This window comes from Sphingomonas sp. C3-2, assembly GCF_033025475.1.
In the GTDB taxonomy this organism is placed as follows: domain Bacteria; phylum Pseudomonadota; class Alphaproteobacteria; order Sphingomonadales; family Sphingomonadaceae; genus Sphingobium_A.
Window position 1 is genome coordinate 3,041,596 of sequence record NZ_CP130322.1, and the last position, 24,040, is coordinate 3,065,635.

Annotated in this window: 22 protein-coding genes and 2 pseudogenes; 14 read left to right on the plus strand and 10 right to left on the minus strand. The window is 64.7% G+C overall.

Going from position 1 to position 24,040, the window contains the following annotated elements:
* Positions 1–174: 174 nt before the first annotated feature.
* On the plus strand, positions 175–1,677 hold the full coding sequence (pgi, locus tag QYC26_RS14595) for a glucose-6-phosphate isomerase (protein WP_317512949.1): 1,503 nt from the start codon (positions 175–177) through the stop codon (positions 1,675–1,677).
* A gap of 121 nt (positions 1,678–1,798) precedes the next feature.
* On the plus strand, positions 1,799–3,145 hold the full coding sequence (gene gorA, locus QYC26_RS14600) for a glutathione-disulfide reductase (protein WP_317512950.1): 1,347 nt from the start codon (positions 1,799–1,801) through the stop codon (positions 3,143–3,145).
* 47 nt (positions 3,146–3,192) lie between these two features.
* On the opposite strand, the gene acs is transcribed toward gorA, so the two are convergent.
* Positions 3,193–5,133: an acetate--CoA ligase gene (gene acs / locus QYC26_RS14605; protein WP_317512951.1), complete on the minus strand. Its 1,941-nt coding sequence runs from the start codon at positions 5,131–5,133 to the stop codon at positions 3,193–3,195.
* A 146-nt stretch (positions 5,134–5,279) separates the two neighbouring features.
* Here acs and QYC26_RS14610 point away from each other — a divergent pair, with 146 nt between their 5' ends.
* Positions 5,280–6,203, plus strand: a complete 924-nt coding sequence (locus QYC26_RS14610; protein ID WP_317512952.1) for a DUF808 domain-containing protein — start codon at positions 5,280–5,282, stop codon at positions 6,201–6,203.
* A gap of 10 nt (positions 6,204–6,213) precedes the next feature.
* Here QYC26_RS14610 and QYC26_RS14615 read toward each other — a convergent pair whose 3' ends face one another.
* The gene (locus tag QYC26_RS14615; RefSeq protein WP_411197606.1) at positions 6,214–7,560 is read right to left on the minus strand and encodes a helix-turn-helix domain-containing protein; all 1,347 of its coding nucleotides are present in this window, start codon (positions 7,558–7,560) and stop codon (positions 6,214–6,216) included.
* Between the two features lie 185 nt (positions 7,561–7,745).
* Here QYC26_RS14615 and QYC26_RS14620 point away from each other — a divergent pair, with 185 nt between their 5' ends.
* From QYC26_RS14620 to QYC26_RS14650, 7 genes and pseudogenes are all read left to right on the plus strand, one after another.
* Positions 7,746–9,278, plus strand: a complete 1,533-nt coding sequence (locus tag QYC26_RS14620) for an acyl-CoA carboxylase subunit beta (protein ID WP_317512954.1) — start codon at positions 7,746–7,748, stop codon at positions 9,276–9,278.
* 10 nt (positions 9,279–9,288) lie between these two features.
* Positions 9,289–9,708, plus strand: a complete 420-nt coding sequence (gene mce / locus QYC26_RS14625; RefSeq protein ID WP_317512955.1) for a methylmalonyl-CoA epimerase — start codon at positions 9,289–9,291, stop codon at positions 9,706–9,708.
* A gap of 80 nt (positions 9,709–9,788) precedes the next feature.
* A complete protein-coding gene (locus tag QYC26_RS14630) occupies positions 9,789–10,580 on the plus strand; it encodes an enoyl-CoA hydratase-related protein (RefSeq protein WP_317512956.1) in 792 nt (263 codons plus the stop codon).
* 47 nt (positions 10,581–10,627) lie between these two features.
* On the plus strand, positions 10,628–12,775 hold the full coding sequence (scpA, locus tag QYC26_RS14635; RefSeq protein ID WP_317512957.1) for a methylmalonyl-CoA mutase: 2,148 nt from the start codon (positions 10,628–10,630) through the stop codon (positions 12,773–12,775).
* Positions 12,772–13,797, plus strand: a complete 1,026-nt coding sequence (gene bioB / locus QYC26_RS14640; protein ID WP_317512958.1) for a biotin synthase BioB — start codon at positions 12,772–12,774, stop codon at positions 13,795–13,797. Before scpA ends, bioB begins: the two co-directional genes overlap by 4 nt.
* The gene (locus tag QYC26_RS14645; protein ID WP_317512959.1) at positions 13,797–14,177 is read left to right on the plus strand and encodes a lysozyme inhibitor LprI family protein; all 381 of its coding nucleotides are present in this window, start codon (positions 13,797–13,799) and stop codon (positions 14,175–14,177) included. Before bioB ends, QYC26_RS14645 begins: the two co-directional genes overlap by 1 nt.
* A gap of 2 nt (positions 14,178–14,179) precedes the next feature.
* Positions 14,180–16,202, plus strand: a pseudogene (locus QYC26_RS14650) (biotin carboxylase N-terminal domain-containing protein).
* Here the strand turns inward: QYC26_RS14650 and QYC26_RS14655 are convergent.
* Positions 16,183–16,455 carry a hypothetical protein gene (locus QYC26_RS14655; RefSeq protein WP_317512960.1) on the minus strand — a complete coding sequence of 91 codons (273 nt, stop codon included), beginning with the start codon at positions 16,453–16,455 and terminating at the stop codon, positions 16,183–16,185. The pseudogene QYC26_RS14650 and the gene QYC26_RS14655 overlap by 20 nt on opposite strands.
* Before the next feature lie 2 nt (positions 16,456–16,457).
* Entirely contained in the window at positions 16,458–17,537 is a 1,080-nt protein-coding gene (locus tag QYC26_RS14660) for a Glu/Leu/Phe/Val dehydrogenase family protein (RefSeq protein ID WP_317512961.1), read from the minus strand.
* A 119-nt stretch (positions 17,538–17,656) separates the two neighbouring features.
* Here QYC26_RS14660 and QYC26_RS14665 point away from each other — a divergent pair, with 119 nt between their 5' ends.
* Together QYC26_RS14665 and QYC26_RS14670 are read left to right on the plus strand one after the other, a co-directional pair.
* Positions 17,657–18,145, plus strand: a complete 489-nt coding sequence (locus QYC26_RS14665; RefSeq protein ID WP_317512962.1) for an Lrp/AsnC family transcriptional regulator — start codon at positions 17,657–17,659, stop codon at positions 18,143–18,145.
* Positions 18,146–18,200: 55 nt separating this feature from the next.
* On the plus strand, positions 18,201–19,208 hold the full coding sequence (locus QYC26_RS14670) for a Tim44 domain-containing protein (RefSeq protein WP_317512963.1): 1,008 nt from the start codon (positions 18,201–18,203) through the stop codon (positions 19,206–19,208).
* 51 nt (positions 19,209–19,259) lie between these two features.
* Here QYC26_RS14670 and QYC26_RS14675 read toward each other — a convergent pair whose 3' ends face one another.
* Both QYC26_RS14675 and QYC26_RS16815 read right to left on the minus strand, forming a co-directional pair.
* On the minus strand, positions 19,260–19,421 hold the full coding sequence (locus tag QYC26_RS14675) for a hypothetical protein (RefSeq protein ID WP_317512964.1): 162 nt from the start codon (positions 19,419–19,421) through the stop codon (positions 19,260–19,262).
* A 280-nt stretch (positions 19,422–19,701) separates the two neighbouring features.
* A pseudogene (locus QYC26_RS16815) lies at positions 19,702–19,893 on the minus strand (hypothetical protein); the annotation flags it as partial.
* A 242-nt stretch (positions 19,894–20,135) separates the two neighbouring features.
* On the opposite strand from QYC26_RS16815, the gene catB reads away from it, so the two are divergent.
* Positions 20,136–20,768, plus strand: coding sequence for a type B chloramphenicol O-acetyltransferase (gene catB, locus QYC26_RS14685; protein ID WP_031281281.1), 633 nt, complete (start codon positions 20,136–20,138; stop codon positions 20,766–20,768).
* Between the two features lie 7 nt (positions 20,769–20,775).
* On the opposite strand, the gene QYC26_RS14690 is transcribed toward catB, so the two are convergent.
* Positions 20,776–21,684: an alpha/beta hydrolase gene (locus QYC26_RS14690; RefSeq protein WP_317512966.1), complete on the minus strand. Its 909-nt coding sequence runs from the start codon at positions 21,682–21,684 to the stop codon at positions 20,776–20,778.
* Positions 21,685–21,746: 62 nt separating this feature from the next.
* Between QYC26_RS14690 and QYC26_RS14695 the strand changes: the two genes are divergently transcribed.
* Positions 21,747–22,493 (plus strand): metallophosphoesterase, encoded by a 747-nt coding sequence (locus QYC26_RS14695; RefSeq protein WP_317512967.1) that lies wholly within the window; start codon positions 21,747–21,749, stop codon positions 22,491–22,493.
* 65 nt (positions 22,494–22,558) lie between these two features.
* Here the strand turns inward: QYC26_RS14695 and rpsI are convergent, their stop codons facing one another.
* The 3 genes from rpsI to cutA form a co-directional block, all read right to left on the minus strand.
* Positions 22,559–23,080: a 30S ribosomal protein S9 gene (gene rpsI, locus QYC26_RS14700; protein ID WP_317512968.1), complete on the minus strand. Its 522-nt coding sequence runs from the start codon at positions 23,078–23,080 to the stop codon at positions 22,559–22,561.
* A complete protein-coding gene (rplM, locus tag QYC26_RS14705) occupies positions 23,080–23,559 on the minus strand; it encodes a 50S ribosomal protein L13 (RefSeq protein ID WP_317512969.1) in 480 nt (159 codons plus the stop codon). Before rplM ends, rpsI begins: the two co-directional genes overlap by 1 nt.
* Positions 23,560–23,708: 149 nt before the next feature.
* A complete protein-coding gene (gene cutA, locus QYC26_RS14710; RefSeq protein WP_317512970.1) occupies positions 23,709–24,038 on the minus strand; it encodes a divalent-cation tolerance protein CutA in 330 nt (109 codons plus the stop codon).
* Positions 24,039–24,040 lie beyond the last annotated feature (2 nt).

Below are 24,040 nucleotides of genomic sequence, written 5' to 3' on the forward strand. Positions count from 1 at the left end.
GCACATCTGGGGCGGCAACCGGGCTTCGCAGCTGGCGCTTCCTAACAGAATATCGCGCCAATGAAAGGATTGAACGCGAACCACTAGCGCTGAACCGCGGGTGGAGAAAAACAGGATTAAGTTCGTTCCGGAACTGTTCTAGATAGTGCCATCATTCTGCGGAGATCGAGTTACATGACCAGCACCTCATCGGCCTGGGGGCGCCTTCAGGCCGCGCAAAGGTTGCCTTTGTCCGCACTGTTCGCTGCGCATCCCGATCGGTTGAGCCGCTTCACGCTCGACGAATGCGGCATGCATTTCGACTGGTCGAAAACGCATGTCACGCCCGAACTGATCGCCGATTTCGTCGCGCTCGCCGAAGAGACCGGTCTTGCGGCTGCGCGCGAGGCGCTTTTCTCCGGCAAGACCATCAACCAATCCGAAGGGCGCGCCGCGGAGCATACCGCCGAGCGTGGCGAGGGCGCGCCCGACAGCGTGGCCCAGGCGCGCTTCTTCCATGCCCGCATGCGCGCGATCATTGATGCGATCGAGGCGGAGGCGCTGGGGCCGGTGCGCCATATCCTCCATGTCGGCATTGGCGGTTCGGCGCTGGGCCCCGCGCTGCTCGTCGACGCGCTTGGCCGCGATGCCGGCCGGTATGACGTGGCTGTCGTCTCCAATGTCGACGGCGTGGCGCTTGAGGATGCGTTCCGCAAATTCGATCCTTCCGCGACGCTCTTGGTGGTTGCGTCGAAAACCTTCACCACGCGCGAAACCCTGCTCAACGCGGCGAGCGCGCTCGAATGGCTGGCCGATGGCGGCGTCGAGGATCCTTACGGCCAGGTCATCGCGCTCACCGCCGATCCCGACCGCGCGGTGGAATGGGGCGTCGACGAAACGCGCGTTCTGCCCTTTTCCGAAACCGTGGGCGGGCGTTTCTCGCTCTGGTCGTCGATCGGCTTTCCGGCAGCGCTCGCGCTGGGGTGGACGCAGTTCGAGGAACTGCTCGAAGGCGCCGCCGAAATGGATCGGCATTTCCGGCTCGCGCCGCTCGATCACAACGCGCCAGTGCTCGCGGCCTTTGTCGATCAATATTACGCGCGGCTGCAGGGGGCGACCACCCGTGCGGTGTTCGCCTATGATGAACGGCTGAAGCTGCTGCCCGATTATCTTCAGCAACTGGAGATGGAATCGAACGGCAAGAGCGTCCGTATCGACGGAAAGCCCGTCGAGGGGCCCTCCGCGCCGATCACCTGGGGGGGCGTTGGCACCGATGCCCAGCACGCGGTTTTCCAGTTGCTGCATCAGGGCACGCATTTCGTGCCGGTCGAATTCCTGGCGTCGATCGAACCGGGGCACGGGCTGGACGAGGCGCATCACCGCCACCTGCTCACCAACTGCTTCGCGCAGGGCGCGGCGCTGATGACGGGGCGGGCCAATGACGATCCCGCGCGCGCCTATCCGGGGGATCGCCCGTCGAGCACCATATTGCTCGACCAGCTCGATGCCCGCACGCTCGGCGCGCTTATCGCCTTTTACGAGCACCGCACCTTCACCAACGCCGTTCTGCTCGGGATCAACCCGTTCGATCAGTTCGGCGTGGAGCTGGGCAAGGAGATTGCCCGGTCGATCGAGGGCGCCGATATCCAGCATTTCGATCCGTCGACCCGTTCGTTGATCGAACGCGCCTTCGGCTGAGGCGATTTCAGTGATGCGGAAAAGGCGTTTGTCTGTTCCGCATCCGCTGCCTACATCGCGACAGGATGAAACTGGCCGTCGCGTGCCGCGTGCGGCCGTGTGCAATGGATAAGGATGGAACATGCCCGGCTTCGACTATGATCTTTTCGTGATTGGAGCCGGGTCGGGCGGTGTCCGGGCCTCGCGCATTGCGGCCGCGCACGGCGCCAGGGTGGCGGTGGCCGAGGAATACCGCGTCGGCGGCACCTGCGTCATTCGCGGCTGCGTGCCCAAGAAGATGCTCGTTTACGGCGCGCATTTCGCCGAGGATTTGGAAGATGCTCGCCGGTTCGGCTGGGATGTCGGCGAACCCAAATTCGACTGGGCAACGCTGCGCGACAATGTGCTCGCCGATGTCGATCGGCTGAACTGCGCCTATACGGATACGCTCAACAACAACAAGGTCGAGATTATCCTCGAGCGCGCGACCATTGCGGGCCCCAACGCGGTGCGCCTTGCCTCCGGCCAGACGGTGACCGCAGGCAAGATCCTGATCGCGACGGGCGCCTGGCCGATCATTCCGGATGTGCTGGGGGCGGAACATGGCATCACCTCGAACGAGGTGTTCCATCTGGAAGAACTGCCGCGCCGTGTCGTGATCGCCGGGGGCGGCTATATCGCCAATGAATTTGCGGGCATCCTGCACCAGTTTGGCAGCCATGTGACCATCGTCAATCGATCGGACACCATCCTGCGCGGCTATGACGAGCAGATCCGCGACCGATTGCTTCAGATTTCGATGACCAAGGGCATCGAATTCCGCTTCAACGCGCCGTTCGAAAAGATAGTGAAGCAGGAGGATGGCTCGCTCCGCATCTTCCTGAAGGGCTGCGAGCCAATCGAGGCCGATGCGCTGCTGTTCGCAACGGGGCGCCGCCCGCATACCGAGGGACTTGGCCTCGAAAATGCCGGCGTCGCGGTAAACGAAAAGGGCGCGATCGTGGTCGGTGCGGACAACCGCACAAGCTGTGACAGCATCTACGCGGTGGGCGACGTTACCGACCGTATCCAGCTGACCCCGGTCGCGATCCGCGAGGGGCAAGCCTTTGCCGACAGCGTGTTCGGGGGCACGCCGCGCCAGGTCGATTACAGCTGCATTCCCTCAGCCGTGTTCAGCCATCCGCCGATCGCGGGTGTGGGGATGACCGAGGGCGAGGCGCGCGAGAAAATCGGCGAGATTGCGGTCTATCAGTCGGATTTCCGACCGATGAAGAACGTCCTTGCCGGTCGCAACGAACGCTCGCTCTACAAGATGATCTGCAATGCCGAGACGGGCGTGGTCGTCGGGCTCCACATGATCGGCCCCGATGCGCCCGAGATCCTTCAGGCAGCGGCGATCGCGGTGAAGGCGAAACTCACGAAGCAGGCGTTCGACGACACCGTCGCGCTCCACCCGAGCATGGCGGAAGAATTGGTGCTGATGCGCTAAGATGCGTCCGGGCGCCCAAGCTTAAAGCCCGGGCGCCTGGTACAGCATCAGGCGACGCGGTTGGCAACGAGATCGTCGACGACCGAGGGGTCGGCCAGCGTCGAGGTGTCGCCCAGCGACGACATATCGCCCTCGGCGATCTTGCGCAGGATGCGGCGCATGATCTTGCCCGAGCGCGTCTTGGGCAGGCCGGGCGCGAACTGGATCGCGTCGGGCGTCGCGATCGGACCGATTTCGGTGCGGACCCATTGCTTCAGAGCGGCGCGCAGTTCTTCGCTCGGCGACACATTGGCGTTGAGCGTGACATAGGCATAGATGCCCTGGCCCTTGATGTCGTGCGGCATGCCGACGACCGCGGCCTCGGCGACATCGGCGTGAAGCACGAGCGCGCTTTCGACTTCGGCGGTGCCCATGCGGTGGCCGGACACGTTGATCACGTCATCGACGCGGCCCGTGATCCAGTAATAGCCATCCTCGTCGCGGCGGCAGCCGTCACCGGTGAAATATTTGCCGCGATAGGTGGTGAAATAGGTTTCGAAGAAGCGCGCATGATCGCCCCAGACGGTGCGCATCTGCCCGGGCCAGCTGCGCGCGATCGCCAGATTGCCCTCGGCCGGACCTTCGAGAAGATTGCCCTCGGCATCGAGCAGTTGCGGATCGACGCCGAACATCGGCTTGCTGGCCGAGCCCGGCTTCAGCGCGACGGCACCGGGCATCGGCGCAATCATCGCGCCGCCGGTTTCGGTCTGCCACCAGGTGTCGACGATCGGGCAGCGGCCTTCGCCGACCACGTCATGATACCAGCGCCATGCCTCGGGATTGATCGGTTCGCCGACCGATCCAAGCAGCTTCAGCGACTTGCGGCTTGTCCGCGTCACATAATCATCGCCTTCCTTCATCAGCGCGCGCAACGCCGTGGGGGCGGTGTAGAGAATCTCGACCTGATGGCGGTCCGCCACTTCCCAGATGCGCGAGGGCGTCGGCCAGTTGGGCAGGCCTTCGTACATCAGCGTGGTCGCGCCGTTCGCAAGCGGGCCATAGACGATATAGCTGTGGCCGGTGACCCAGCCGATATCGGCCGCGCACCAATAGGTCTGGCCTGGGCGATAGTCGAAATAGAGTTCGTGCGTGAGGCTGGCCCAGAGCAGATAGCCGCCGGTGGTGTGCAGCACGCCCTTGGGTTTTCCGGTCGAACCCGAGGTGTAGAGGATGAAGAGCGGGTCTTCGGCGCCCATCGGCTCGGGCGCGCACTGTGCGGGGACGTTGGCCGCCGCGTCGTGATACCAGATGTCGCGGCCGTCCTGCATGGCGACGTCGCCGCCGGTTGCCTTTACGACGATCACCTTGCTGACGCTGGTGCAATGTTCGAGCGCGGCGTCGACATTGACCTTGAGCGGGACGCGCTTGCCGCCGCGACGGCCTTCATCGGCGGTGATGACGATATTGGAATCGCAGTCGGTGATGCGCCCGGCAAGGGCTTCGGGCGAGAAGCCGCCAAAGACCACCGAATGGATCGCACCGATGCGCGCGCAGGCGAGCAGCGCGAAGGCGGCCTCGGGGATCATCGGCATGTAGATGGTGACGCGGTCGCCCTTGCGCGCGCCGGCTTCCTTCAGCACGTTGGCGAAGCGGCAAACCTCTTCATGCAACTGGCGATAGGTGAAGCTGCGCGACGCTTCATCGGGGCTGTCGGGTTCCCACAGGATAGCGACGGTGTCGGCCTTGTCCTTCAGGTGCCGGTCGATGCAGTTCGCGGTGACGTTGAGCTTGCCGTCGGCGAACCAGCGGATGTGGAAATCTTCTTCGTTGAAGGACCAGTCACCAGCGATCTCGGGACGCTTGATCCAGTCCAGCCTTTTGGCCTGTTCGAGCCAGAAGCTGCCGGGATCGGCGAGCGAAAGGCCGTACAGCTTGGCATATTTGTTCTCGTCGACATGGGCCTTGGCTGCCCATTCGGCGGGGACTGGAAACAACTCCTGCTCTGACATCCGATTCTTCTCCTTGTGGAGCGATGTTTGACGGAGGTCCGCCAAGCAACGCAACCCCCGATTGGACTAGACCCGATCGGATTTGGGGCGTTGCGCGACGATGCGCCGCTGCTACAAAACCGCAAAACGAAAGGAAGTTCAGTCTTATGCCGTCCGGATTGGCTGCGTTGCTTGATGATGTCGCTGCGATTGCCAAGGTGGCGGCCGCATCGCTGGACGATGTGACGGCGGCGGCCGGCAAGGCGGGGACGAAGGCCGCCGGTGTCGTGATCGACGATACCGCGGTGACCCCGCAATATGTGACCGGTTTCACCCCTGACCGCGAACTGCCGATGATCTGGCGTATCGCGCTGGGATCGCTGCGCAACAAGCTGCTGTTGCTGCTGCCCGCCGCGATCGCGCTGAGCATGTTTGCGCCCTGGGCGATCACGCCGATCCTGATGGTGGGCGGCGCCTATCTGTGTTTCGAGGGCGCAGAAAAACTGATCGAGGCCATGGGCGGCGGGCACGGCAAGGATGCGGACGAGGACGGGGCGGGGGACCCCGCGCATCTTGAGGAGCAGAAGGTGTCGGGCGCGATCCGGACCGACCTGATCCTGTCGGCCGAGATCATGGCGATCACGCTGGCCGAGGTGGCGGACCGCTCGCTCGGCATGCAGATCGGCGTGCTCGCGGCCGTCGGGATCATCATCACGCTCGCGGTGTACGGCGTGGTCGCGTTCATCGTGAAGATGGACGATATCGGGCTGCACTTCGCGCGCAAGGACGGTGCGTTGATCCAGGCGACTGGGCGGATGCTGGTGCGCGGCATGCCGCATCTGCTGACGACGCTTTCGGTGGTCGGTCTGGCCGCGATGATCTGGGTCGGTGGTGGTTTCATCGTCCACGGGCTGGGCGAGTTCGGGCTGCACGGGGTGGAGGAACTGATCCACGGCGCGCAGCATCATGCGGCGGCCGCAATGCCGTTTGCCGAGGGCGTCGTGTCGTGGACCGTGGGGGCGATCGGCGCCGGGATCGTCGGCCTGATCGTGGGCCTGATCGTCGCGCTTGTGGTCAAGCGCTTTCACTAAAGCGCCCGCGTTAGCTGACGCGGTAGGGGACGATATCGCGCCGGTCGGGATCGATGCGGATCGCCCGGTCGGCGGGCGGAAAGGCGCGCTGATCGCAATCGGTGCGCGGGCAAAGGCGGCATGAGATGCCAATGGGTGTCGCGCTTGCCTCGGGCCGCGTATCGATGCTGTCGGCATAGATGAAATCGCCCGCATGCTCGACCTCACAGCCTAGCGCGACCGCGTAGCGGCGCGGCGAGCGGGCATAGCTACCCGAGGGTTTGACCAGCCCCTTGGCCATCTGGACGTAGCGTAGCCCATCGGGCGTTTCGGCGAGCTGGACGAGGATGCGATCGGGAATGGCGACCGCCTCGTGGACGTTCCACAAGGGGCAGGCCCCGCCGAAGCGCGCGAACTGGAGGCGGGTGGCGGAGTGGCGCTTGGTGATGTTGCCCGCCATGTCGACGCGGCAGAAGAAGAAGGGAATGCCGCGCGCGCCGGGGCGCTGGAGCGTCGACAAGCGGTGGCAGGCCTGTTCGAAGCTGACGAGGAAGCGCTGGCAGAGCCGGTCGATATCGTGGCGGAGCATCCGCGCGGCGCCGCGAAAGCGTTCATAGGGCATGAGCAGCGCGCCGGCGGCATAGTTGGCGAGCCCGACCGAGAGCAGGCGCCGCGCCTCGGTGGTGCGCAGCCGGGCGGCATCGGCGATCAGATCGATCTCGGCTTCCATTTCCAACGCAATCAATTGATGCGCGAGGAGGAAGCGCCGGCTGGCGGCGGGCGCCCCCCCGAAGAGGCGGAGCCGGCGGTGGCTGCGATCCAGCTCACGCAAGGGCGCCTCGGGCGCGTAAGCGGCCTTTTCGACGAGGATTCCGTAGCGTTCTTGAAGATGATGGGCGAGATCATCTTCGGTCAGGATATGTTCGGGCCCCTGGCCGAGCGCGGCGGCCAGCGCCTCTGCCCGGCGATCGAGCAGGTCGACATAATTACCCGCCTCATGAAACCAATCGCGCGTTTCTTCCCACGGAAGGCGGCCGCCGCCGGAGACGCCCGTTGAGATGCTTTCTTCCATCATCTGCAACCGTTCCTCGGCGCGGCGATAGGCGGTGTGGAGCGTGAGGAAGCGATCGGCGAAGTCGGGTTGCTGCTCGATCAGGCGGTGAAGGCTGTCCTCCGAAATCGAGCTGTCGGAAAATAAAGGATCGCCAAGAGCATCGCGCGTCGCAGCAAAACGTCGTTCGGGGTCGTCGGATTGAAATATATCAAGCTCGAGCGGGAAATGACGGCCGATCGCCGCGAGCACCGCGCGCGTCATCGGACGATCGTCATTTTCCAACTGACTGAGATAGCTGACGGAAAGGCCGAGCCTTTTGGCCATGGCAGCCTGGCCCAATCCCGCGCGGTTGCGAAGTTCGCGGAGCCGATTTCCAGCAAATAGGCGGTGTTTGACGGTCACGATCCAAGGGTAGTTTGCAAAATTAGCATTCGCAACTTCGCAAATTCACAATTGCAACCGCGACAGAACCTTGGAAAGGAGCGCGCGAGTTAGGAACCGAGGACACCATGCAGGCAATTGTCGAACAACTCGAAGCAAAGCGTGCAGCCGCACGTCTGGGCGGTGGGCAGAAGCGAATCGACGCGCAGCACGCCAAAGGCAAGCTGACCGCACGCGAGCGCATCGATGTGCTGCTCGACGAAGGCAGCTTCGAAGAGCTTGATATGTATGTCGAGCACAACTGCGTCGATTTCGGCATGGCCGACCAGATCATCCCCGGCGACGGCGTCGTCACCGGTTCGGGCACGGTCAACGGCCGTCTGGTCTATGTCTTTTCGCAGGACTTCACCGTGTTCGGCGGTTCGCTGTCCGAGCGCCACGCGCAGAAGATCTGCAAGATCATGGACATGGCCCTGAAGGTGGGCGCACCCGTGATCGGCCTTAACGATTCGGGCGGCGCGCGCATTCAGGAAGGCGTGGCATCGCTTGGCGGCTATGCCGAAGTGTTCCAGCGCAACGTGCTGGCATCGGGCGTGGTGCCGCAGCTGAGCCTGATCATGGGCCCGTGCGCGGGCGGCGCGGTGTACAGCCCCGCAATGACCGACTTCATCTTCATGGTGAAGGATTCGTCGTACATGTTCGTGACCGGCCCCGACGTGGTGAAGACCGTCACCAACGAAGTCGTGACGCAGGAAGAGCTGGGCGGTGCGGTGACGCACACCACCAAGTCCGGCGTGGCCGACGTGGCGTTCGAGAACGATATTGAGGCGCTGCTCGCCGCACGCGACTTTATCGACTTCCTGCCGCTGTCGAACCGCGAGGAGGTTCCCGAGCGTCCGACCGCCGATCCCTATGACCGGATCGAGGAAAGCCTCGACACGCTGATCCCGGCATCGGCGAACCAGCCCTATGACATGCATGAGCTGATCCGGAAGACCGTGGACGAAGGCGAGTTCTTCGAGCTGCAGCCGGGCCATGCCGCCAACATCATCATCGGCTTCGGCCGCATCGAAGGCCGCACCGTCGGCATCGTCGCCAACCAGCCGATGGTGCTTGCAGGCTGCCTCGACATCAACTCGTCGAAAAAGGCCGGCCGGTTCGTCCGCTTCTGCGATGCGTTCGATATTCCGATCGTGACTTTTGTCGACGTTCCGGGCTTCCTGCCGGGCACGCAGCAGGAACTGAACGGCATCATCAAGCACGGCGCCAAGCTGCTGTTCGCCTATGCCGAAGCAACCGTTCCGAAGATCACCGTCATCACGCGCAAGGCTTATGGCGGCGCCTATGACGTTATGGCCTCGAAGCACCTGCGCGGCGACCTGAACTATGCCTGGCCGACCGCCGAAATCGCGGTGATGGGCGCCAAGGGCGCGGTGGAAATCATCTTCCGCCAGGACATCAAGGACCCAGCCAAGATCGCCGAGCGCACCAAGGAATATGAAGACCGCTTCGCCAACCCGTTCGTGGCGGCGTCGAAGGGCTTCATCGACGAGGTGATCCAGCCGCATTCGACCCGCAAGCGGATCGCGCTTGGGCTTCGCAAGCTGCGCAACAAGCAGCTCGAAAATCCTTGGAAGAAGCACGACAACATTCCGCTCTGAGGAGGGCAATATGGCTATCGGCCGTCTGAACCATGTGGGCGTTGCGACGCCCTCGATCGAGAAATCGATCGTTCTGTACCGCGACCTGATGGGCGCGACGAAGATCCACGAACCGTTCGACCTGCCGCCGCAGGGCGTGCGGGTGTGCTTCGTCGACACGCCCAACAGCCAGATCGAACTGATCGAGCCGCTGGGCGAGAACAGCCCGATCCTGAAGTTCCTCGAAAAGAATCCGCTTGGCGGGCAGCATCATGTCTGCTTCGAGGTGGAGGACATTCACGCAGCCAAGGCCGAGATGGAAGCCAAGGGCGCGAAGGTGCTGGGCGAGCCGCGGATCGGCGCACACGGCACCCCCGTGATCTTCGTCCATCCGAAGGATATGGGCGGCGTGCTCGTCGAACTGATGGAAACGCCCAAGGGCGACCACTGACGCCTGCGTTGTGCCACGGCGGCTGATAAAGCCGCCGGGCACCGCCCGCGGGTGCGGGGGCATGAGGGGAAGGATGTGCTGTGAGCTATCAGACGATCAGGCTTGAAGTTGCGGACGCGGTGGGCGTGATCACGATCGCGCGTCCCGAGCGGCTGAACGCTGCACCGCCGCGCACCTTTGACGAAATTCGCGACGTGGTGTCGCGCGTCGGCGAACTGGGCATCCGCGCGCTGGTGATCACCGGCGAGGGGCGGGCGTTCTGTTCGGGCGCCGACCTGACCGCCGAGGATGACGGCCAGTCGATCACGGGCGGCGAGGGGGCCTATAAGGCGCTCAAGAACAGCTATAACCCCGCGATGCTGGCGCTGGCACAGGCGGATGTGCCGATCGTTTCAGCGGTGAACGGCGTGGCGGCGGGAATTGGCTGCTCGCTGGCGCTGGCCGCCGATTTCACGCTGGCCGCACGCTCGGCCTATTTCCTTCAGGCCTTCGTCAATATCGGGCTGGTGCCCGATGGCGGCGCAAGCTGGATGCTGCCGCGCCTGGTGGGCAAGGCCCGCGCGACCGAGATGATGCTGCTGGGCGAACGGCTTCCGGCCGAAAAGGCGGAAAGCTGGGGCTTGATCTACAAGGCGGTGGACGCCGAAGCGCTGATGGACGAGGCGATGACGCTCGCCCGCAGGCTGGCGGCGGGCCCGACGCTGGCGATCGGCATGATGCGCAAGGGCATCGCCGATGCGCTGGAACAGGATTATGCCACGACGCTGGACGCCGAGGCGGGCCGGCAGCGCAAGGCGGCCGACAGTGCGGACGGGCATGAGGGAACGCTCGCCTTTCTTGAAAAGCGCAAGGCCAACTTCACGGGTAAATAAGAACGCGACCGCCCGGTGCAGGACGGGTCGGAAAACGGGAATGAAACATGGCGGATAAAGTGACGATCGACAATTGGAAGGCGCTCGCCGACAAGGAAGTCAAGGGCAAGAACCTTGACTGGCAGACCCCTGAGGGGATCACCGTCAAGCCGCTGTACACGGCGGAAGACGTGCAGGATGTCGAGCCCGGCCTGCCGGGCTTTGCGCCGTTCACGCGCGGCGTGCGCGCATCAATGTATGCGGGGCGCCCCTGGACGATCCGCCAATATGCGGGCTTTTCGACCGCCGAGGAATCGAACGCATTCTACCGCCGCAACCTCGCGGCCGGCCAGAAGGGGCTTTCGGTCGCCTTCGACCTTGCCACCCACCGCGGTTATGACAGCGACCACCCGCGCGTGACGGGCGACGTCGGCAAGGCGGGCGTGGCGATCGACAGCGTCGAGGACATGAAGATCCTGTTCGACGGCATTCCGCTCGACCAGATGTCGGTTTCGATGACGATGAACGGCGCGGTGATCCCGATCCTCGCCTTCTTCATCGTCGCCGGTGAAGAGCAGGGCGTCGACCGCAAGCTTTTGGACGGAACCATTCAGAACGACATTCTGAAGGAGTTCATGGTCCGCAACACCTATATCTATCCGCCCGAACCCTCGATGCGGATCATTTCGGACATTTTCGGCTATACCAGCCGCGAGATGCCGAAGTTCAACTCGATCTCGATTTCCGGCTATCACATGCAGGAAGCCGGCGCGACACAGGTGCAGGAACTGGCCTTCACCATCGCCGACGGCATGGAATATGTGAAATACGGCGTTGCCTCGGGCCTCGACATCGACAAGTTCGCCGGCCGGCTGAGCTTCTTCTTCGCGATCGGCATGAACTTCTTCATGGAAATCGCGAAGCTGCGCGCCGCCCGCGTGCTGTGGCACCGCGTGATGACGCAGCTGGGCGCGAAGGACGAGCGTTCGAAGATGCTGCGCACCCATTGCCAGACGTCGGGCGTGTCGCTGACCGAGCAGGATCCGTACAACAACGTGATGCGCACGACGATCGAGGCGATGGCGGCGATGCTGGGTGGTACCCAGTCGCTCCACACCAACGCGCTCGATGAAGCGATCGCGCTGCCCACCGACTTCTCCGCACGCATCGCGCGCAACACGCAGATCGTGATCCAGGAAGAAACGGGGATGACCAAGGTCGTCGACCCGCTGGGCGGTTCCTATTATGTCGAGGCGCTGACCAAGGAACTGGTCGACCGCGCCTGGGAGATCATCCAGAAGGTTGACGCCGAAGGCGGCATGGCGAAGGCCGTGGCGGCCGGCTGGCCCAAGTCGATGATCGAGGAAGCCGCCGCTGCGCGTCAGGCCCGTGTCGACCGCGGCGAAGACGTGATCGTCGGCGTGAACAAATATCGCCTGGCCGAAGAAGCCGAGATCGAAATTCTCGACGTCGACAACGTCGCCGTTCGCGAAGCGCAGATCGCGCGCATCAACACGGTGAAGGCGAACCGCGACGAAGCCAAGTGCCAGGCCGCGCTCAGCGCGCTGCGCGACGGCGCCGCCAGCGGCGCGAACCTGCTGGAACTGGCGGTCGAGGCCGCACGCCACCGCGCGACGCTGGGTGAAATCTCGTCGGCGATGGAAGATGTGTTCGGCCGCTTTGGAACGGTGCCGACCCCGGTGAAGGGCATTTACGGCGGCGCCTATGAAGGCGACGACCGCTGGGCGCGCGTTGTCGACGGCGTCGACGCGTTCGAACGCCGCAAGGGCCGCAAGCCGCGCATGCTGGTGGCCAAGATGGGCCAGGACGGCCATGACCGCGGCGCCAACATCATCGCTTCGGCATACGGCGACATGGGCTTTGACGTGGTCAGCGGCCCGCTGTTCCAGACGCCCAAGGAAACGCTTGAACTGGCGCTGGAAAAGGATGTCGACGTGGTTGGCGCGTCGAGCCTTGCGGCCGGCCACAAGACGCTGATCCCCGAGCTGATCAACCTGCTGCGCGAAGCCGGCCGGTCGGACATCAAGGTGGTAGCGGGCGGCGTGATCCCCGCACAGGATTACGACTTCCTGCGCAGTGCCGGCGTGGCGGGCATCTATGGCCCCGGTTCGAACGTGATCGACAGCGCCGCCGACGTGCTGCGCCTGCTTGGCCACAACATGCCCCCCGAGGGCCTTGAGGACGCCGCAGAATGAGCAGCTGTTCCACCGGCGTGGCGATGACGCCCGACCTGCGCACCGACTGGAGCCGTGAGGAGATCACGGCGCTGTTCGACCTGCCGTTCAACGACCTGATGTTCGAGGCGCAGACCATCCACCGCGCGAATTTCCCGCGCAACGAGGTCCAGCTGTCGACGCTGTTGTCGATCAAGACCGGCGGCTGCCCCGAGGATTGCGGCTATTGCAGCCAGTCCACCGAGGCGGAAAGCGGGCTGAAGGCCACCAAGCTGATGGACGTGCAGGCGGTGCTGCAGGCAGCAGCGCAGGCCAAGGACCATGGATCGGGCCGGTTCTGCATGGGCGCCGCATGGCGCAACCCCAAGGAACGCGACATGCCCGCGCTCATCGAAATGGTGAAGGGCGTTCGCCAGATGGGCATGGAAACCTGCATGACGCTGGGCATGCTGAGCGAAGGTCAGGCCAAGCAGCTCGCCGAGGCGGGGCTCGATTATTACAACCATAATATCGACACGAGCCCGGAAAACTACGCCAACGTCATCACCACCCGGACCTTTGAGGACCGGATCGAGACGCTGGAAAATGTGCGCAGCGCGGGCATCAATGTCTGCTGCGGCGGGATTGTTGGCATGGGCGAGACGCGGAGCGACCGGATCGGCTTCCTCCACGCGCTGGCGACGATGCCGCACCCCGAAAGCGTGCCGATCAACGCGCTGGTGCCGGTAAAGGGCACGGTGCTGGGCGACATGCTGGCCGATACCCCGCTGGCGAAGATCGACGAGGTCGAATTCGTACGGACGGTGGCGGTGGCGCGCATCGTGATGCCGAAATCGATGGTGCGCCTGTCGGCGGGCCGCGAAAGCATGTCGGAAGCCTGCCAGGCGCTGTGCTTCATGGCGGGCGCCAACAGCATCTTCACCGGCGACAAGCTGCTGACCGCAGCCAATGCCGGTGATGACAAGGATGCGGCGCTGCTCGGCAAGCTGGGGATGACGGCGATGCAGGCGCAGCCGCACGGCCATCTCGAGGCGGCCGAATAATGCTGGCGACGGTGCTCTTCCTGGCCGCGGCGGTGCAGCAGCCCAATTGCGCGGACCCGGACACGCAGACGGACATGACCCTCTGCGCCGGGCGCGACTACAAGGCGGCCGACGCCGCGCTCAACGCGCAGTGGAAGATCACCTATGCCAAGATGAAGGCATGGGACGCCGAGGGGCTGAGCAATGACGGCCGCCCCGGCCATGCACCGGTGCTGCTCGACGGGCAGCGCGCCTGGCTGAAATATCGCGACGCGCACTGCGTGAGCGAAGGCTATTACGCGCGCGGCGGCAGCATGGAACCGATGCTGGTGAGCCTTTGCCTTGCCGAACTGACCAAGAAACGAACCGAACAATTGCGGGAACTGGCGGAAAGTAACTGAAGATGTTCAAGAAGATCCTGATTGCAAACCGCGGCGAAATCGCTTGCCGCGTGATCCGCACGGCGAAGAAGATGGGCATCCAGACCGTCGCCGTCTATTCCGATGCCGACGCCCGCGCACCGTTCGTGCAGATGGCGGACGAAGCCGTGCATATCGGCCCGGCACCGGCGGCCCAGTCATACCTGATCGCCGACAAGATCATTGCGGCGTGCAAGCAGACCGGCGCTGAAGCGGTTCACCCCGGTTACGGCTTCCTGTCCGAGCGCACCTCGTTCGCCGAGGCGCTGGCCGCAGAAGGCATCGAGTTCATCGGCCCCCCCCGTCGGCGCGATCGCCGCGATGGGCGACAAGATCGAATCCAAGAAGCTGGCCAAGGAAGCGGGCGTCAACGTCGTTCCCGGTTTCGTCGGCGAGATCGAGGATACCGAGCATGCGGTGCGCATCTCGGACGAGATCGGCTATCCGGTGATGATGAAGGCATCGGCCGGCGGCGGCGGCAAGGGCATGCGCCTTGCCTATAACGAACAGGACGTGCGCGAGGGCTTTGAGTCCGTGAAGCGCGAAGGCCTCAATTCGTTCGGCGACGACCGCGTCTTCATCGAAAAGTTCATCCTCAACCCGCGCCACATCGAGATCCAGATCCTCGGTGACAAGCACGGCAACATCCTGTACCTGAACGAGCGTGAATGCTCGATCCAGCGTCGCCACCAGAAGGTGGTCGAGGAAGCGCCGTCGCCGTTCGTGACGGAGAAGATGCGCAAGGCGATGGGCGAACAGTGCGTCGCGCTGTCGCGCGCGGTGGGCTATTATTCGGCGGGCACCGTCGAACTCATCGTTTCGGGCGCCGACCCGAGCGGCGAGAGCTTCTACTTCCTTGAAATGAACACCCGCCTGCAGGTGGAGCATCCGGTGACCGAATGCATCACCGGCATCGACCTTGTCGAACAGATGATCCGCGTGGCCGCCGGCGAAAAGCTGGCGATCAGTCAGGACGATGTGAAGATCGACGGCTGGGCGATCGAAAACCGCGTCTATGCCGAAGATCCGTATCGCGGCTTCCTGCCCTCGACGGGCCGCCTCATCCGGTACAACCCGCCGGTGGACGGCTGGGCCGACGACGGTGCCGAAAACGGCCGTCGCGGTATTGACGGCGTGCGCGTCGACGACGGCGTCTATGAAGGCGGCGAAGTTTCGATGTTCTACGACCCGATGATCGCCAAGCTGATCACCTGGGGCAAGACGCGCGACGAAGCCGCCGACAAGCAGATCGCGGCGCTCGACGCATTCGAGATCGAAGGCCTTGGCCACAACATCGATTTCGTGTCGGCGATCATGCAGCATCCGCGCTTCCGTTCGGGCGAGATCACCACGGGCTTTATCGCCGAGGAATATCCCGAAGGGTTCGAAGGCGCCCCCGCCGACGAAAAGCTGAAGCGCAGCCTGGCCGCGATCGCCGCATTCGCCGGCACCGCGCATGCCGACCGCGCCCGCCGCATCAGCGGCCAGCTGGGCGACCAGCTTGCCCCGCCGAGCGACTGGCAGGTCAAGATCGGCGACGATCTGATCGACGTTTCGGTCGATTATGACGAGGTGACGGTGAACGGCGAGGTGATCGACCTCGAACTGGCCTACACCCCCGGCGACCGTGTGATCGAAGCCGAAGTGGACGGCGAACCGCTGACCGTACGCATCGCGCGCACCAAGACCGGTTTCCGCCTGACCACGCGCGGCGCGATCCACAATGTCCGTGTTCTGCCTGCGAACCTTGCGTCGCATGCCGGCCACATGATCGAAAAGCTGCCGCCCGATCTTTCCAAGTACCTACTGTGCCCGATGCCGGGCCTGCTCGTCGCGCTGCATGTGAAGGCAGGCGACAAGGTGGAAGCGGGCCAGCCGCTGGCCGTGGTTGAGGCGATGAAGATGGAAAACATCCTCCGCGCCGAAAAGACCGGTGTGGTGAAGTCGGTGTCGGCGGCCGCAGGCGAAAGCCTGGCCGTGGACGCGATTATCCTGGAACTGGAATAAGTTCGGGCACGGCGCTGGAGACGAAATCCAGCGCCACGCTTTCGACGAGTACCGACGCCCGCATCTTCTCTGCGATGATGCGGGCGTTGTGCTGTTCGATGCCCGGCTGAACGATGCTGAGCATCACCAGCCCGAAGCCATCCTCGCGCGCGGCAAGACGCGACGGGATGAGCGCTTGCTGCGCGAAATAGTTGAGGAGGCGCGGGATCGCCTGCGGCTCTGCTGCGGCATGGACGGTGTAATGCGCCTCCATGATCAGGCGGCCTGCATCAGCAGCCGCTTGGGCTGCGCGGCCGAGATGACGGCGCGCGCCATGTCTTCGGCGACGGCATGGGTGCCGGTGCCGCGCAACTGCGCCTCGGCAAAGATCGCGCGCAGCCGTTCGGGGATGGCGCGCAGGCGCGCCTCGGTCTGGCTGCGGCCTTCCTTCAGATGATCGGTGGCGAGATGGATCATCCCGCCCGCATTGGCGACGAGATCGGGCGCATAGAGGATGTCGCGCGCGTGGAGCAGGGCGGCGTCGTCGGCGCTGGCCAGCTGGTTGTTCGCGGCCCCCGCGACGACGCGCGCGCGCAGCCGGGCGATGCTGTTGCGGTTGAGCACGCCGCCCAGCGCACAGGGCGCGAAGACGTCGCAATCGGCCTCGAGGATGGCGGCGGCGGGGAAGACGCGCGCACCGGTTTCGGCGGCGACCGCGCGGGCGCGCGACACGTCCATATCGGCGACGAGGATGGTGGCATCCTCGGCTGCGAGCAGGCGGCACAGTTCGGCGCCGACATTGCCCGCACCCTGCACCGCGACGACAAGCCCATCGAGCGAGCGGCGGCCCATGCGCACGGCGACCGCGGCGCGGATCGATTCGAGCACGCCCCGCGCGGTCCAGAGCGCAGGATTGCTCGCGATGCGGCCGGGGGCGGCGGCCTGCCCCGCGACATGGCGGGTGCGGGTGCGCAGCACGGCCATGTCGTGCGCGTCGCTGCCGACATCGGGGAGGGTGAGATAGGCACCGTCGAGCCGTTCGACATGATCGCCGACAAGGGCGAACAGCGCCGCGCGATCGAAATCGCGCTGGGGGCGCTGGAGCACGGTGACGCCGCCGCCAAAGGGCAGGCCGGCGAGCGCGTTCTTGTAGCTCATCGTACGGGCGAGGCGGAAGGCATCGGCGGTGAGTTCGGCAGGGCTGTCATAATGCCAGAGGCGGCATCCGCCGGCCGCCGGGCCGAGCGCGGTGGAGTGGATGATGGTGGTGCCCGAAAAGCCGCGCTCTTCATCCTCGATCAGATGGACTTGCTCGGGCAATTGGTCCGCACCGACAAAACACTCTTTCGCGTTCATGAGAAACTCCTTCAGAACGGGATTTATCACCGAAGCCGGGAAAATTATTTGCTATTTCGCCTCTCATGGCAGAAATTGTGCATAAATTATGTGAATTATGGCGAAATTGGAGATTTGGTATGTTGGCGCCGCTCGATGAGTTCGACCGGAAGATTCTTGCGGTGATGCAGGAGGACGCCACGCTGTCGACCGGCGACATCGCCGAACGGGTGGGGCTTTCGCAATCGCCGTGCTGGCGGCGCATCCAGCGGCTGCGCGACGAGGGCTTTATCCGCCGCGAGGTGGCGCTGATCGACCGCAAGAAGGTGGGGCTCAACGCGCAGATCTTTGCGCAGGTGAAATTATCGGCGCATGGGCGATCGCACCTCAACGATTTCGTCGAGGCGATCCGGGGCTTTCCAGAGGTGCTCGACTGTTTCGTGCTGATGGGGCCGGTGGATTTTCTGCTGCGTATCGTGGCGCGCGATATTGAGGATTATGAGCGCTTCTTCTTCGAGAAGCTGTCGCGCGTGCCGGGGGTTCAGGAAGTGAATTCGACCGTGGCGCTGTCGGAAATCAAGTCCACCACCGCGCTGCCGCTGCCCAGCAACAAACCAGAAACACTTTGATCCTTGGGAGTTGCGAAGCCCTGTGGCATAGATGGGTGACCCTTAAGGAGTTGAGATGAAGCGTATCAAAACTGGGAATCTGGGTGCACTGGCGCTGGCATTGACGGTGGCCGTGATGCTTTCGGCGCCCGCAGATGCACGGCGTGGCGGCAGCTTTGGCAGCCGCGGCGCCCGCACCCATTCGACCCCGCCCGCAACGGCGGTGGCGCCGAAGCAGACCGCACCGGTCCAGCGTTCGATGACCGAGAACAAGACCCCCGCAGGCACGCCGCAGGCCGGTGCCGCCAATGCGGCAAAGCCGGCGGCAGCCGCAGGCGCGGCGTCGAAGTTCGGCGGAATGAAGGGCCTGGTCGGCGGCTTGCTGATGGGTGGCCTCATTGGCGCACTGCTGGGCGGTGGCCTCGGCGCGCTGGGCGGTGCCGGCGCGTTGATGGCGCTGTTCCAGATCCTGCTGATCGGTGGCCTGATCTTCTTCGCGATCCGCTTTTTCCGGCGCAAGTCGGCGCCCGCACAGGCGCCCTCGCACGCGATGGCAGGCGCAGGCGCAGGCGCGCCCTTTGGCGGTTCGGCGCATCCCTTCCAGGCGCAGCCGAATAATGTCGAACCCATTCGTCCGCAGGGCTTTTCGGGCATGGCGCCCGTCGCCCCGCAGACCGAGGAAATCGGCATCAACGACCAGGACCGCGATGCGTTCGAACGCCTGCTGAGCGAAGTGCAGGACGCGTTCGGCCGCGAGGATTATGCCGCGCTGCGCGAACGCACGACCCCCGAGGTGATGTCGTATTTCGCTGAGGAAATGAGCCAGAACGCAACCAGTGGCCGCCGCAATGCGGTGTCGGGTACCAAGCTGCTCAACGCCGAGGTGGCCGAGGCATGGAATGAAGGGCATATGGATTATGCCACGATCGCCATGCATTATGAGAGCATCGACGTGATGCTCGACCGGAACACCGGCGCGGTGATCGAGGGCGATGCACACCGCCCGACCGATACGACCGAACTGTGGACCTTTGCCCGCGAGGGGCATGGCCCCTGGCGCCTGTCGGCCGTTCAGGCCGCCTGATCGAAGCAACAAGGGCGCTGCCCGGGCACATCGTCCGGGCAGCGTTTTTCTTTACTCTTCCCCGTAATTGCGCGCGATGACCGGGCCGAGCAGCGGGTCCGCCGCGACCGCATCGGCAATTGCCGACAATCTGGGGGCATGGGCGGCGAACCACGCACGGCGCGGGCGCCAGTGCACCATCACCGCGACGAACAGATCGAGCGCGCTGCGCATGGTCCCCAGCACCCAGGGGCCGGTGACCTCCCCCTCCAGCCATTCCCACAGGCGGATGCGATAGGCATCGGTATGGGCGACGAGCGCTTCCGCATCGCGCGGGGCCCAGCGTTCGGGATAATCGCCATAGGTGAAGGTGGGATAGATATTGGCGACGATCCAGACGAGCAGCCGCAGGAAGCGCGCGCGCCGGATCGCCGGGGGCGGGGGCGAGCCCTGCGCCGGGATGTGTTTCCGCGAGGTGGAGCGCGATCGCGGCGCTTTCGGTCATCACCTGCCCGTCCGCCAGCACGAGCACCGGGATCTGCCCGAGCGGGTTGAGCGCGAGGATGCGGTTCCGATTGGGGCCGGGGGCGTCGAACCCCTCGACCGCGACGAAATCAAAGGGCGTCGACGCGGCGACGAGCATGATCTCGGCAAGGGTGGAGCCCCAGCCGGGCAGGCCGTAGAGCGTGGCGCGATCGTGGCTCATGCGAGGGATGGTGCCATAGGCGCGGACGGGGGCCAAGGGGTGGGGTGAGGGCTTGCCGCCCGCCGCAATCGCCCCTAGCGTGGTGCTATGATCATGGCCCGATGTACGATCTGATTGGTGCTCTCGCTCGGCTGAGCTGAAGAGCCGTTGCCGGGCGGCGCTGCTTGCCCGTGCATTTTCCTGCGCATCTTGAATTCGATCGACCGTGCCTGGCGCGGCGATCTTTTATTGGACCCATGATCATGACCAATTTCTTCGAAAGCCCGTTCAAGGGCATCCCGCTCGATCAGCAGGTGACGCATCCCAACATCGTCGTCGGGCGGCACAGCTATTATTCGGGCTATTATCACGGGCACGGTTTTGACGACTGCGCGCGGTATGTGTTGCCCGATGCCGATGCCGACCGGCTGATCATCGGCGCGTTCTGTTCGATCGGCTCGGGCGCGGCGTTCATCATGGCGGGCAATCAGGGGCACCGCCATGAATGGGTGAGCACATTCCCCTTCTTCTATGCGAACGAGAGCTGGCAGCAGGCGCAGGCGGCGGACGGCTATCTGCCCGCCGGAGACACGGTGATCGGCAATGATGTGTGGATCGGCAGCGAGGCGATCATCATGCCCGGCGTGCGCGTGGGCGACGGCGCGATCATCGGCACGCGTGCGCTGGTGACGCGCGATGTCGAGCCCTATGCGATTGTCGGCGGCAACCCGGCACGGGTGCTGCGCAAGCGGTTCGACGAAGACCGGATCGCGCTGCTGCTCGAGATGCGGTGGTGGGACTGGCCCGATGCCGCGATCGAGGCGACGATGCCGCTGATGACGAGCGGCGATATCGAGGGGCTGCACGCCGCCTGGCAGCGCCAGACGCGGCGGTGACGATACGCTAGGCGCGTTCGAGCGCCAGCGTGTCGGCGGGGGCGAGATGGCGGTTCAAAAACGCCGTCGCCTCCGCCAGCACCGGGGCCTTGGCGCGAAAGGCGCGGGCGAGCGCCATGACGATCCCGGCGTGATCGAGCCCCTGATATTCGCGGAGTTCGACCGCCGTACCATGCGCGTGTTGCGCGGCGGCGAGCGCGCGGCTGTTGCGCGGCTTGACCGCGATATCGGCGGTGCCCGTGGCGAGCCAGAGCGGCGGGGCGTGCGGGCCGGCATAATGGATGGGCTGGGTGGCCTGCGGATCGGGCACTGCACCGAAGACACGCTGCGCGATGACATCGGTAAAGGGGTGGAAATCATAGGGGCCGGCGAGCCCGGCGACGCCGCGCAGCGCGGCACGATCGACCCCGGCGCCGTCCAGCCAGCGCGGATCGAGCGCGAGCAGCATCGCGATATGCGCGCCCGCCGAATGGCCCATCAGCACGACGCGGTGGGGATCGCCGCCAAATTCATGCGCATGATCGACGGCCCAGCGTATCGCAGCGGCGGCATCCTCGACAAAGGCGGGAAAGGGCGCGGCGGGATGGAGCCGGTAATCGGGGATGACGGTGGCGAAGCCTTGCGCGGCGAGCGCCTGGCCCGCGAAACGATATCCCTGGCGGTGCCCGCTCGTCCACCCGCCGCCATAGAGGAAGACGAGGATCGGCTGGCGCGCAACTGCTGGGTTGCCTGTGGTGTAAACATCAAGCCGCTGGCGCGGGGCGGGACCGTACGCGGCGCCCGAGACGATGCGCCGGACAGCGCCTTCGCCCGGCGTGAGTGCGTTCACCGCGTTGAACAGCGCAAGCCCGTCGACACCGAAACGCGCGACCGTGCGTTTGCCAAGCGAGGCGATGCGGGCGACGAACTGTTTCATCCCCGCTTGCTGCCACGCCGCCCGCGCGGCAACAAGATGGATTGAAAGGACAGGGGAGCGGAATGATCCGGCTTTTTCACGCAAGCGACCTTCATTTCGGACGCGAGGACGAAGAGGCCGTGCGCTGGTTTGCCGAGCGGGTCAATGACGAGCGTCCCGATGCGGTGGTGATCACCGGCGACCTGACCTACCGCGCGCGCCGCCGCGAATTCGAGGCGGCGGCCGAATGGCTGGGCGGGCTGCACGTGCCCGCGACGATCGAGCCGGGCAATCACGACCTGCCCTATTTCAATCCGCTGGCGCGGTTTTTTGCGCCCTATGACCGGCACCGCTGGCTCGAGCGATCGTTCGAAAGCGCGCTCAATCTGCCCAATGTGTCGTTCATCCCGCTGCGCACCACCTCGCGCGCGCAGTGGCGGCTCAACTGGTCATGGGGCGTGGTGCGGCCGCTAAGTCTGCAACGCGCGCTGAAGAGCCTTGAGGAGGCGCCGGCGCGCAACCTGAAGCTGGTGCTGTGCCACCACCCGCTGGTGGATACCGGGGCGGCCGCGCGCTACGCGCCGACGCATGGTGGGGAGAAGGCGCTCGACGCGCTGGCGCTGGGCGGCGCGGACGCGGTGCTGAGCGGGCATATCCACGACCCGTTCGACGAGAAATACCAATCCGGCCGCCGCGCGATCCGCCTGATCGGCGCGGGCACGCTTTCCGAACGCGTCCGCGCGACGCCGCCATCGTTCAACGAACTGCTGTTCGAGGCGGGGACGCTGCACGTGAAGGTGCGGGAGATGACGGAGAGTGCGGCGGGGTGAGCCCAAAGAAAAAGGGCGGCGCCCGGAGGCACCGCCCTTTTCTGTTCGATTGAACCGACGTTCGATCAGCGCTTCGAGAACTGGAAGCTGCGGCGGGCCTTGGCCTTGCCGTACTTCTTACGTTCAACGACGCGGCTGTCGCGCGTCAGGAAGCCGGCCGACTTCACTGCGCTGCGCAGAGCGGGTTCGAACTTGGAGAGCGCCTGGGCGATGCCGTGCTTCACAGCACCGGCCTGACCCGAGAGACCGCCGCCCTTGACGGTTGCGACGACGTCGTACTGACCTTCACGGTCCGAAACGCCGAAGGGCTGGTTGATCACGAGACGCAGCGTCGGACGTGCGAAATAGACTTCCTGATCGCGGCCATTGACCGTGATCTTGCCGGTGCCGGGCTTGATCCACACGCGAGCAACGGCGTCCTTACGACGGCCGGTGGCGTAGGAACGGCCCTGTGCGTCGACTTCGCGTTCGCGCAGCGGCGCAGCCGGCTGTGCGGGGACGGCGACTTCTGCGGCTTCGGCGGCGGCTTCAACAGCGGCGCCGGCGATGTCCTTCAGGTCGGAAAGCGATTGGCGGTTATCGGACATTATGCGCCCACCTTGTTCTTGCGGTTCATGGCAGCAACGTCGAGCACGGTCGGGTTCAGACCTTCATGCGGATGCTCGGCGCCGGAATAGATGCGCAGGTTGCGCATCTGCTGGCGGCCCAGGGGACCACGCGGGATCATGCGTTCGACAGCCTTTTCGAGCACGCGCTCGGGGAAACGGCCTTCGAGAACCTTGCCAGCGGTGATGCTCTTGATACCGCCTGCATAACCGGTGTGCTTGTAGTACACCTTGTCCTGCAGCTTCTTGCCGGTGAAGCGAACCTTGTCCGCGTTGATGATGATGACATTGTCACCGCAATCAACGTGCGGGGTGAAGCTCGTCTTGGTCTTCCCGCGGAGGATGTTGGCGACGATGGTTGCCAGACGGCCGACCACCAGGCCTTCGGCATCGATCAGATGCCACTTTTTTTCCACCTCGGCCGGTTTGATCGACTTGGTGGTCTTCATCAGCGCCTTCATGGAGCTTGACCTCTTGATTTGAAACGAATGACGCCGCCCGATCGCTCAGGCGGCACCGATGCATGGCGCAATGAAGATCGAGGGGCTGAAAGTCAAGACAAACCGGGGGTTTTGAAACGGGTAAAATAATACCGCCCTGAAAAGCCCCGTCAGCTCTGGGTTTCCGCGCCCACCCAGAATGCATAGCTTTCGGGACTGTGCTCGACCGGCCAGACGGCGATGGCAGGCACGTCGTAACTGTGCATTTCCGCGATTTTTGCGGCGAGCGCGGCGGCGTGATCGGCGCGCGTCTTGAACAGGGCGGGGGTTTCGGTGGCGGTTTCGACCGCGCCCTGCCAGCGATAGATCGAGCGGCAGGGGGCGAGGATGTTGACGCAGGCGGCGTCGCCCGCCTCGATCACCGCGCGCCCGATCCGTTCCGCCTCGTCCGATGAGGCGAAGACGGCATAGACGGTTGCGATGGGGGCGAGGCTGGTCATGG

Coding starts and splice junctions, on each gene's coding strand:
- pgi (WP_317512949.1), top strand. CDS start 175: ATGACCAGCACCTCATCGGCCTGGGGGCGCCTTCAGGCCGCGCAAAGG.
- gorA (WP_317512950.1), top strand. CDS start 1,799: ATGCCCGGCTTCGACTATGATCTTTTCGTGATTGGAGCCGGGTCGGGC.
- acs (WP_317512951.1), bottom strand. CDS start 5,133: ATGTCAGAGCAGGAGTTGTTTCCAGTCCCCGCCGAATGGGCAGCCAAG.
- QYC26_RS14610 (WP_317512952.1), top strand. CDS start 5,280: ATGCCGTCCGGATTGGCTGCGTTGCTTGATGATGTCGCTGCGATTGCC.
- QYC26_RS14615 (WP_411197606.1), bottom strand. CDS start 7,560: ATGGCCAAAAGGCTCGGCCTTTCCGTCAGCTATCTCAGTCAGTTGGAA.
- QYC26_RS14620 (WP_317512954.1), top strand. CDS start 7,746: ATGCAGGCAATTGTCGAACAACTCGAAGCAAAGCGTGCAGCCGCACGT.
- mce (WP_317512955.1), top strand. CDS start 9,289: ATGGCTATCGGCCGTCTGAACCATGTGGGCGTTGCGACGCCCTCGATC.
- scpA (WP_317512957.1), top strand. CDS start 10,628: ATGGCGGATAAAGTGACGATCGACAATTGGAAGGCGCTCGCCGACAAG.
- bioB (WP_317512958.1), top strand. CDS start 12,772: ATGAGCAGCTGTTCCACCGGCGTGGCGATGACGCCCGACCTGCGCACC.
- QYC26_RS14645 (WP_317512959.1), top strand. CDS start 13,797: ATGCTGGCGACGGTGCTCTTCCTGGCCGCGGCGGTGCAGCAGCCCAAT.
- QYC26_RS14655 (WP_317512960.1), bottom strand. CDS start 16,455: ATGGAGGCGCATTACACCGTCCATGCCGCAGCAGAGCCGCAGGCGATC.
- QYC26_RS14660 (WP_317512961.1), bottom strand. CDS start 17,537: ATGAACGCGAAAGAGTGTTTTGTCGGTGCGGACCAATTGCCCGAGCAA.
- QYC26_RS14665 (WP_317512962.1), top strand. CDS start 17,657: ATGTTGGCGCCGCTCGATGAGTTCGACCGGAAGATTCTTGCGGTGATG.
- QYC26_RS14670 (WP_317512963.1), top strand. CDS start 18,201: ATGAAGCGTATCAAAACTGGGAATCTGGGTGCACTGGCGCTGGCATTG.
- QYC26_RS14675 (WP_317512964.1), bottom strand. CDS start 19,421: ATGCGCAGCGCGCTCGATCTGTTCGTCGCGGTGATGGTGCACTGGCGC.
- catB (WP_031281281.1), top strand. CDS start 20,136: ATGACCAATTTCTTCGAAAGCCCGTTCAAGGGCATCCCGCTCGATCAG.
- QYC26_RS14690 (WP_317512966.1), bottom strand. CDS start 21,684: ATGAAACAGTTCGTCGCCCGCATCGCCTCGCTTGGCAAACGCACGGTC.
- QYC26_RS14695 (WP_317512967.1), top strand. CDS start 21,747: ATGATCCGGCTTTTTCACGCAAGCGACCTTCATTTCGGACGCGAGGAC.
- rpsI (WP_317512968.1), bottom strand. CDS start 23,080: ATGTCCGATAACCGCCAATCGCTTTCCGACCTGAAGGACATCGCCGGC.
- rplM (WP_317512969.1), bottom strand. CDS start 23,559: ATGAAGGCGCTGATGAAGACCACCAAGTCGATCAAACCGGCCGAGGTG.
- cutA (WP_317512970.1), bottom strand. CDS start 24,038: ATGACCAGCCTCGCCCCCATCGCAACCGTCTATGCCGTCTTCGCCTCA.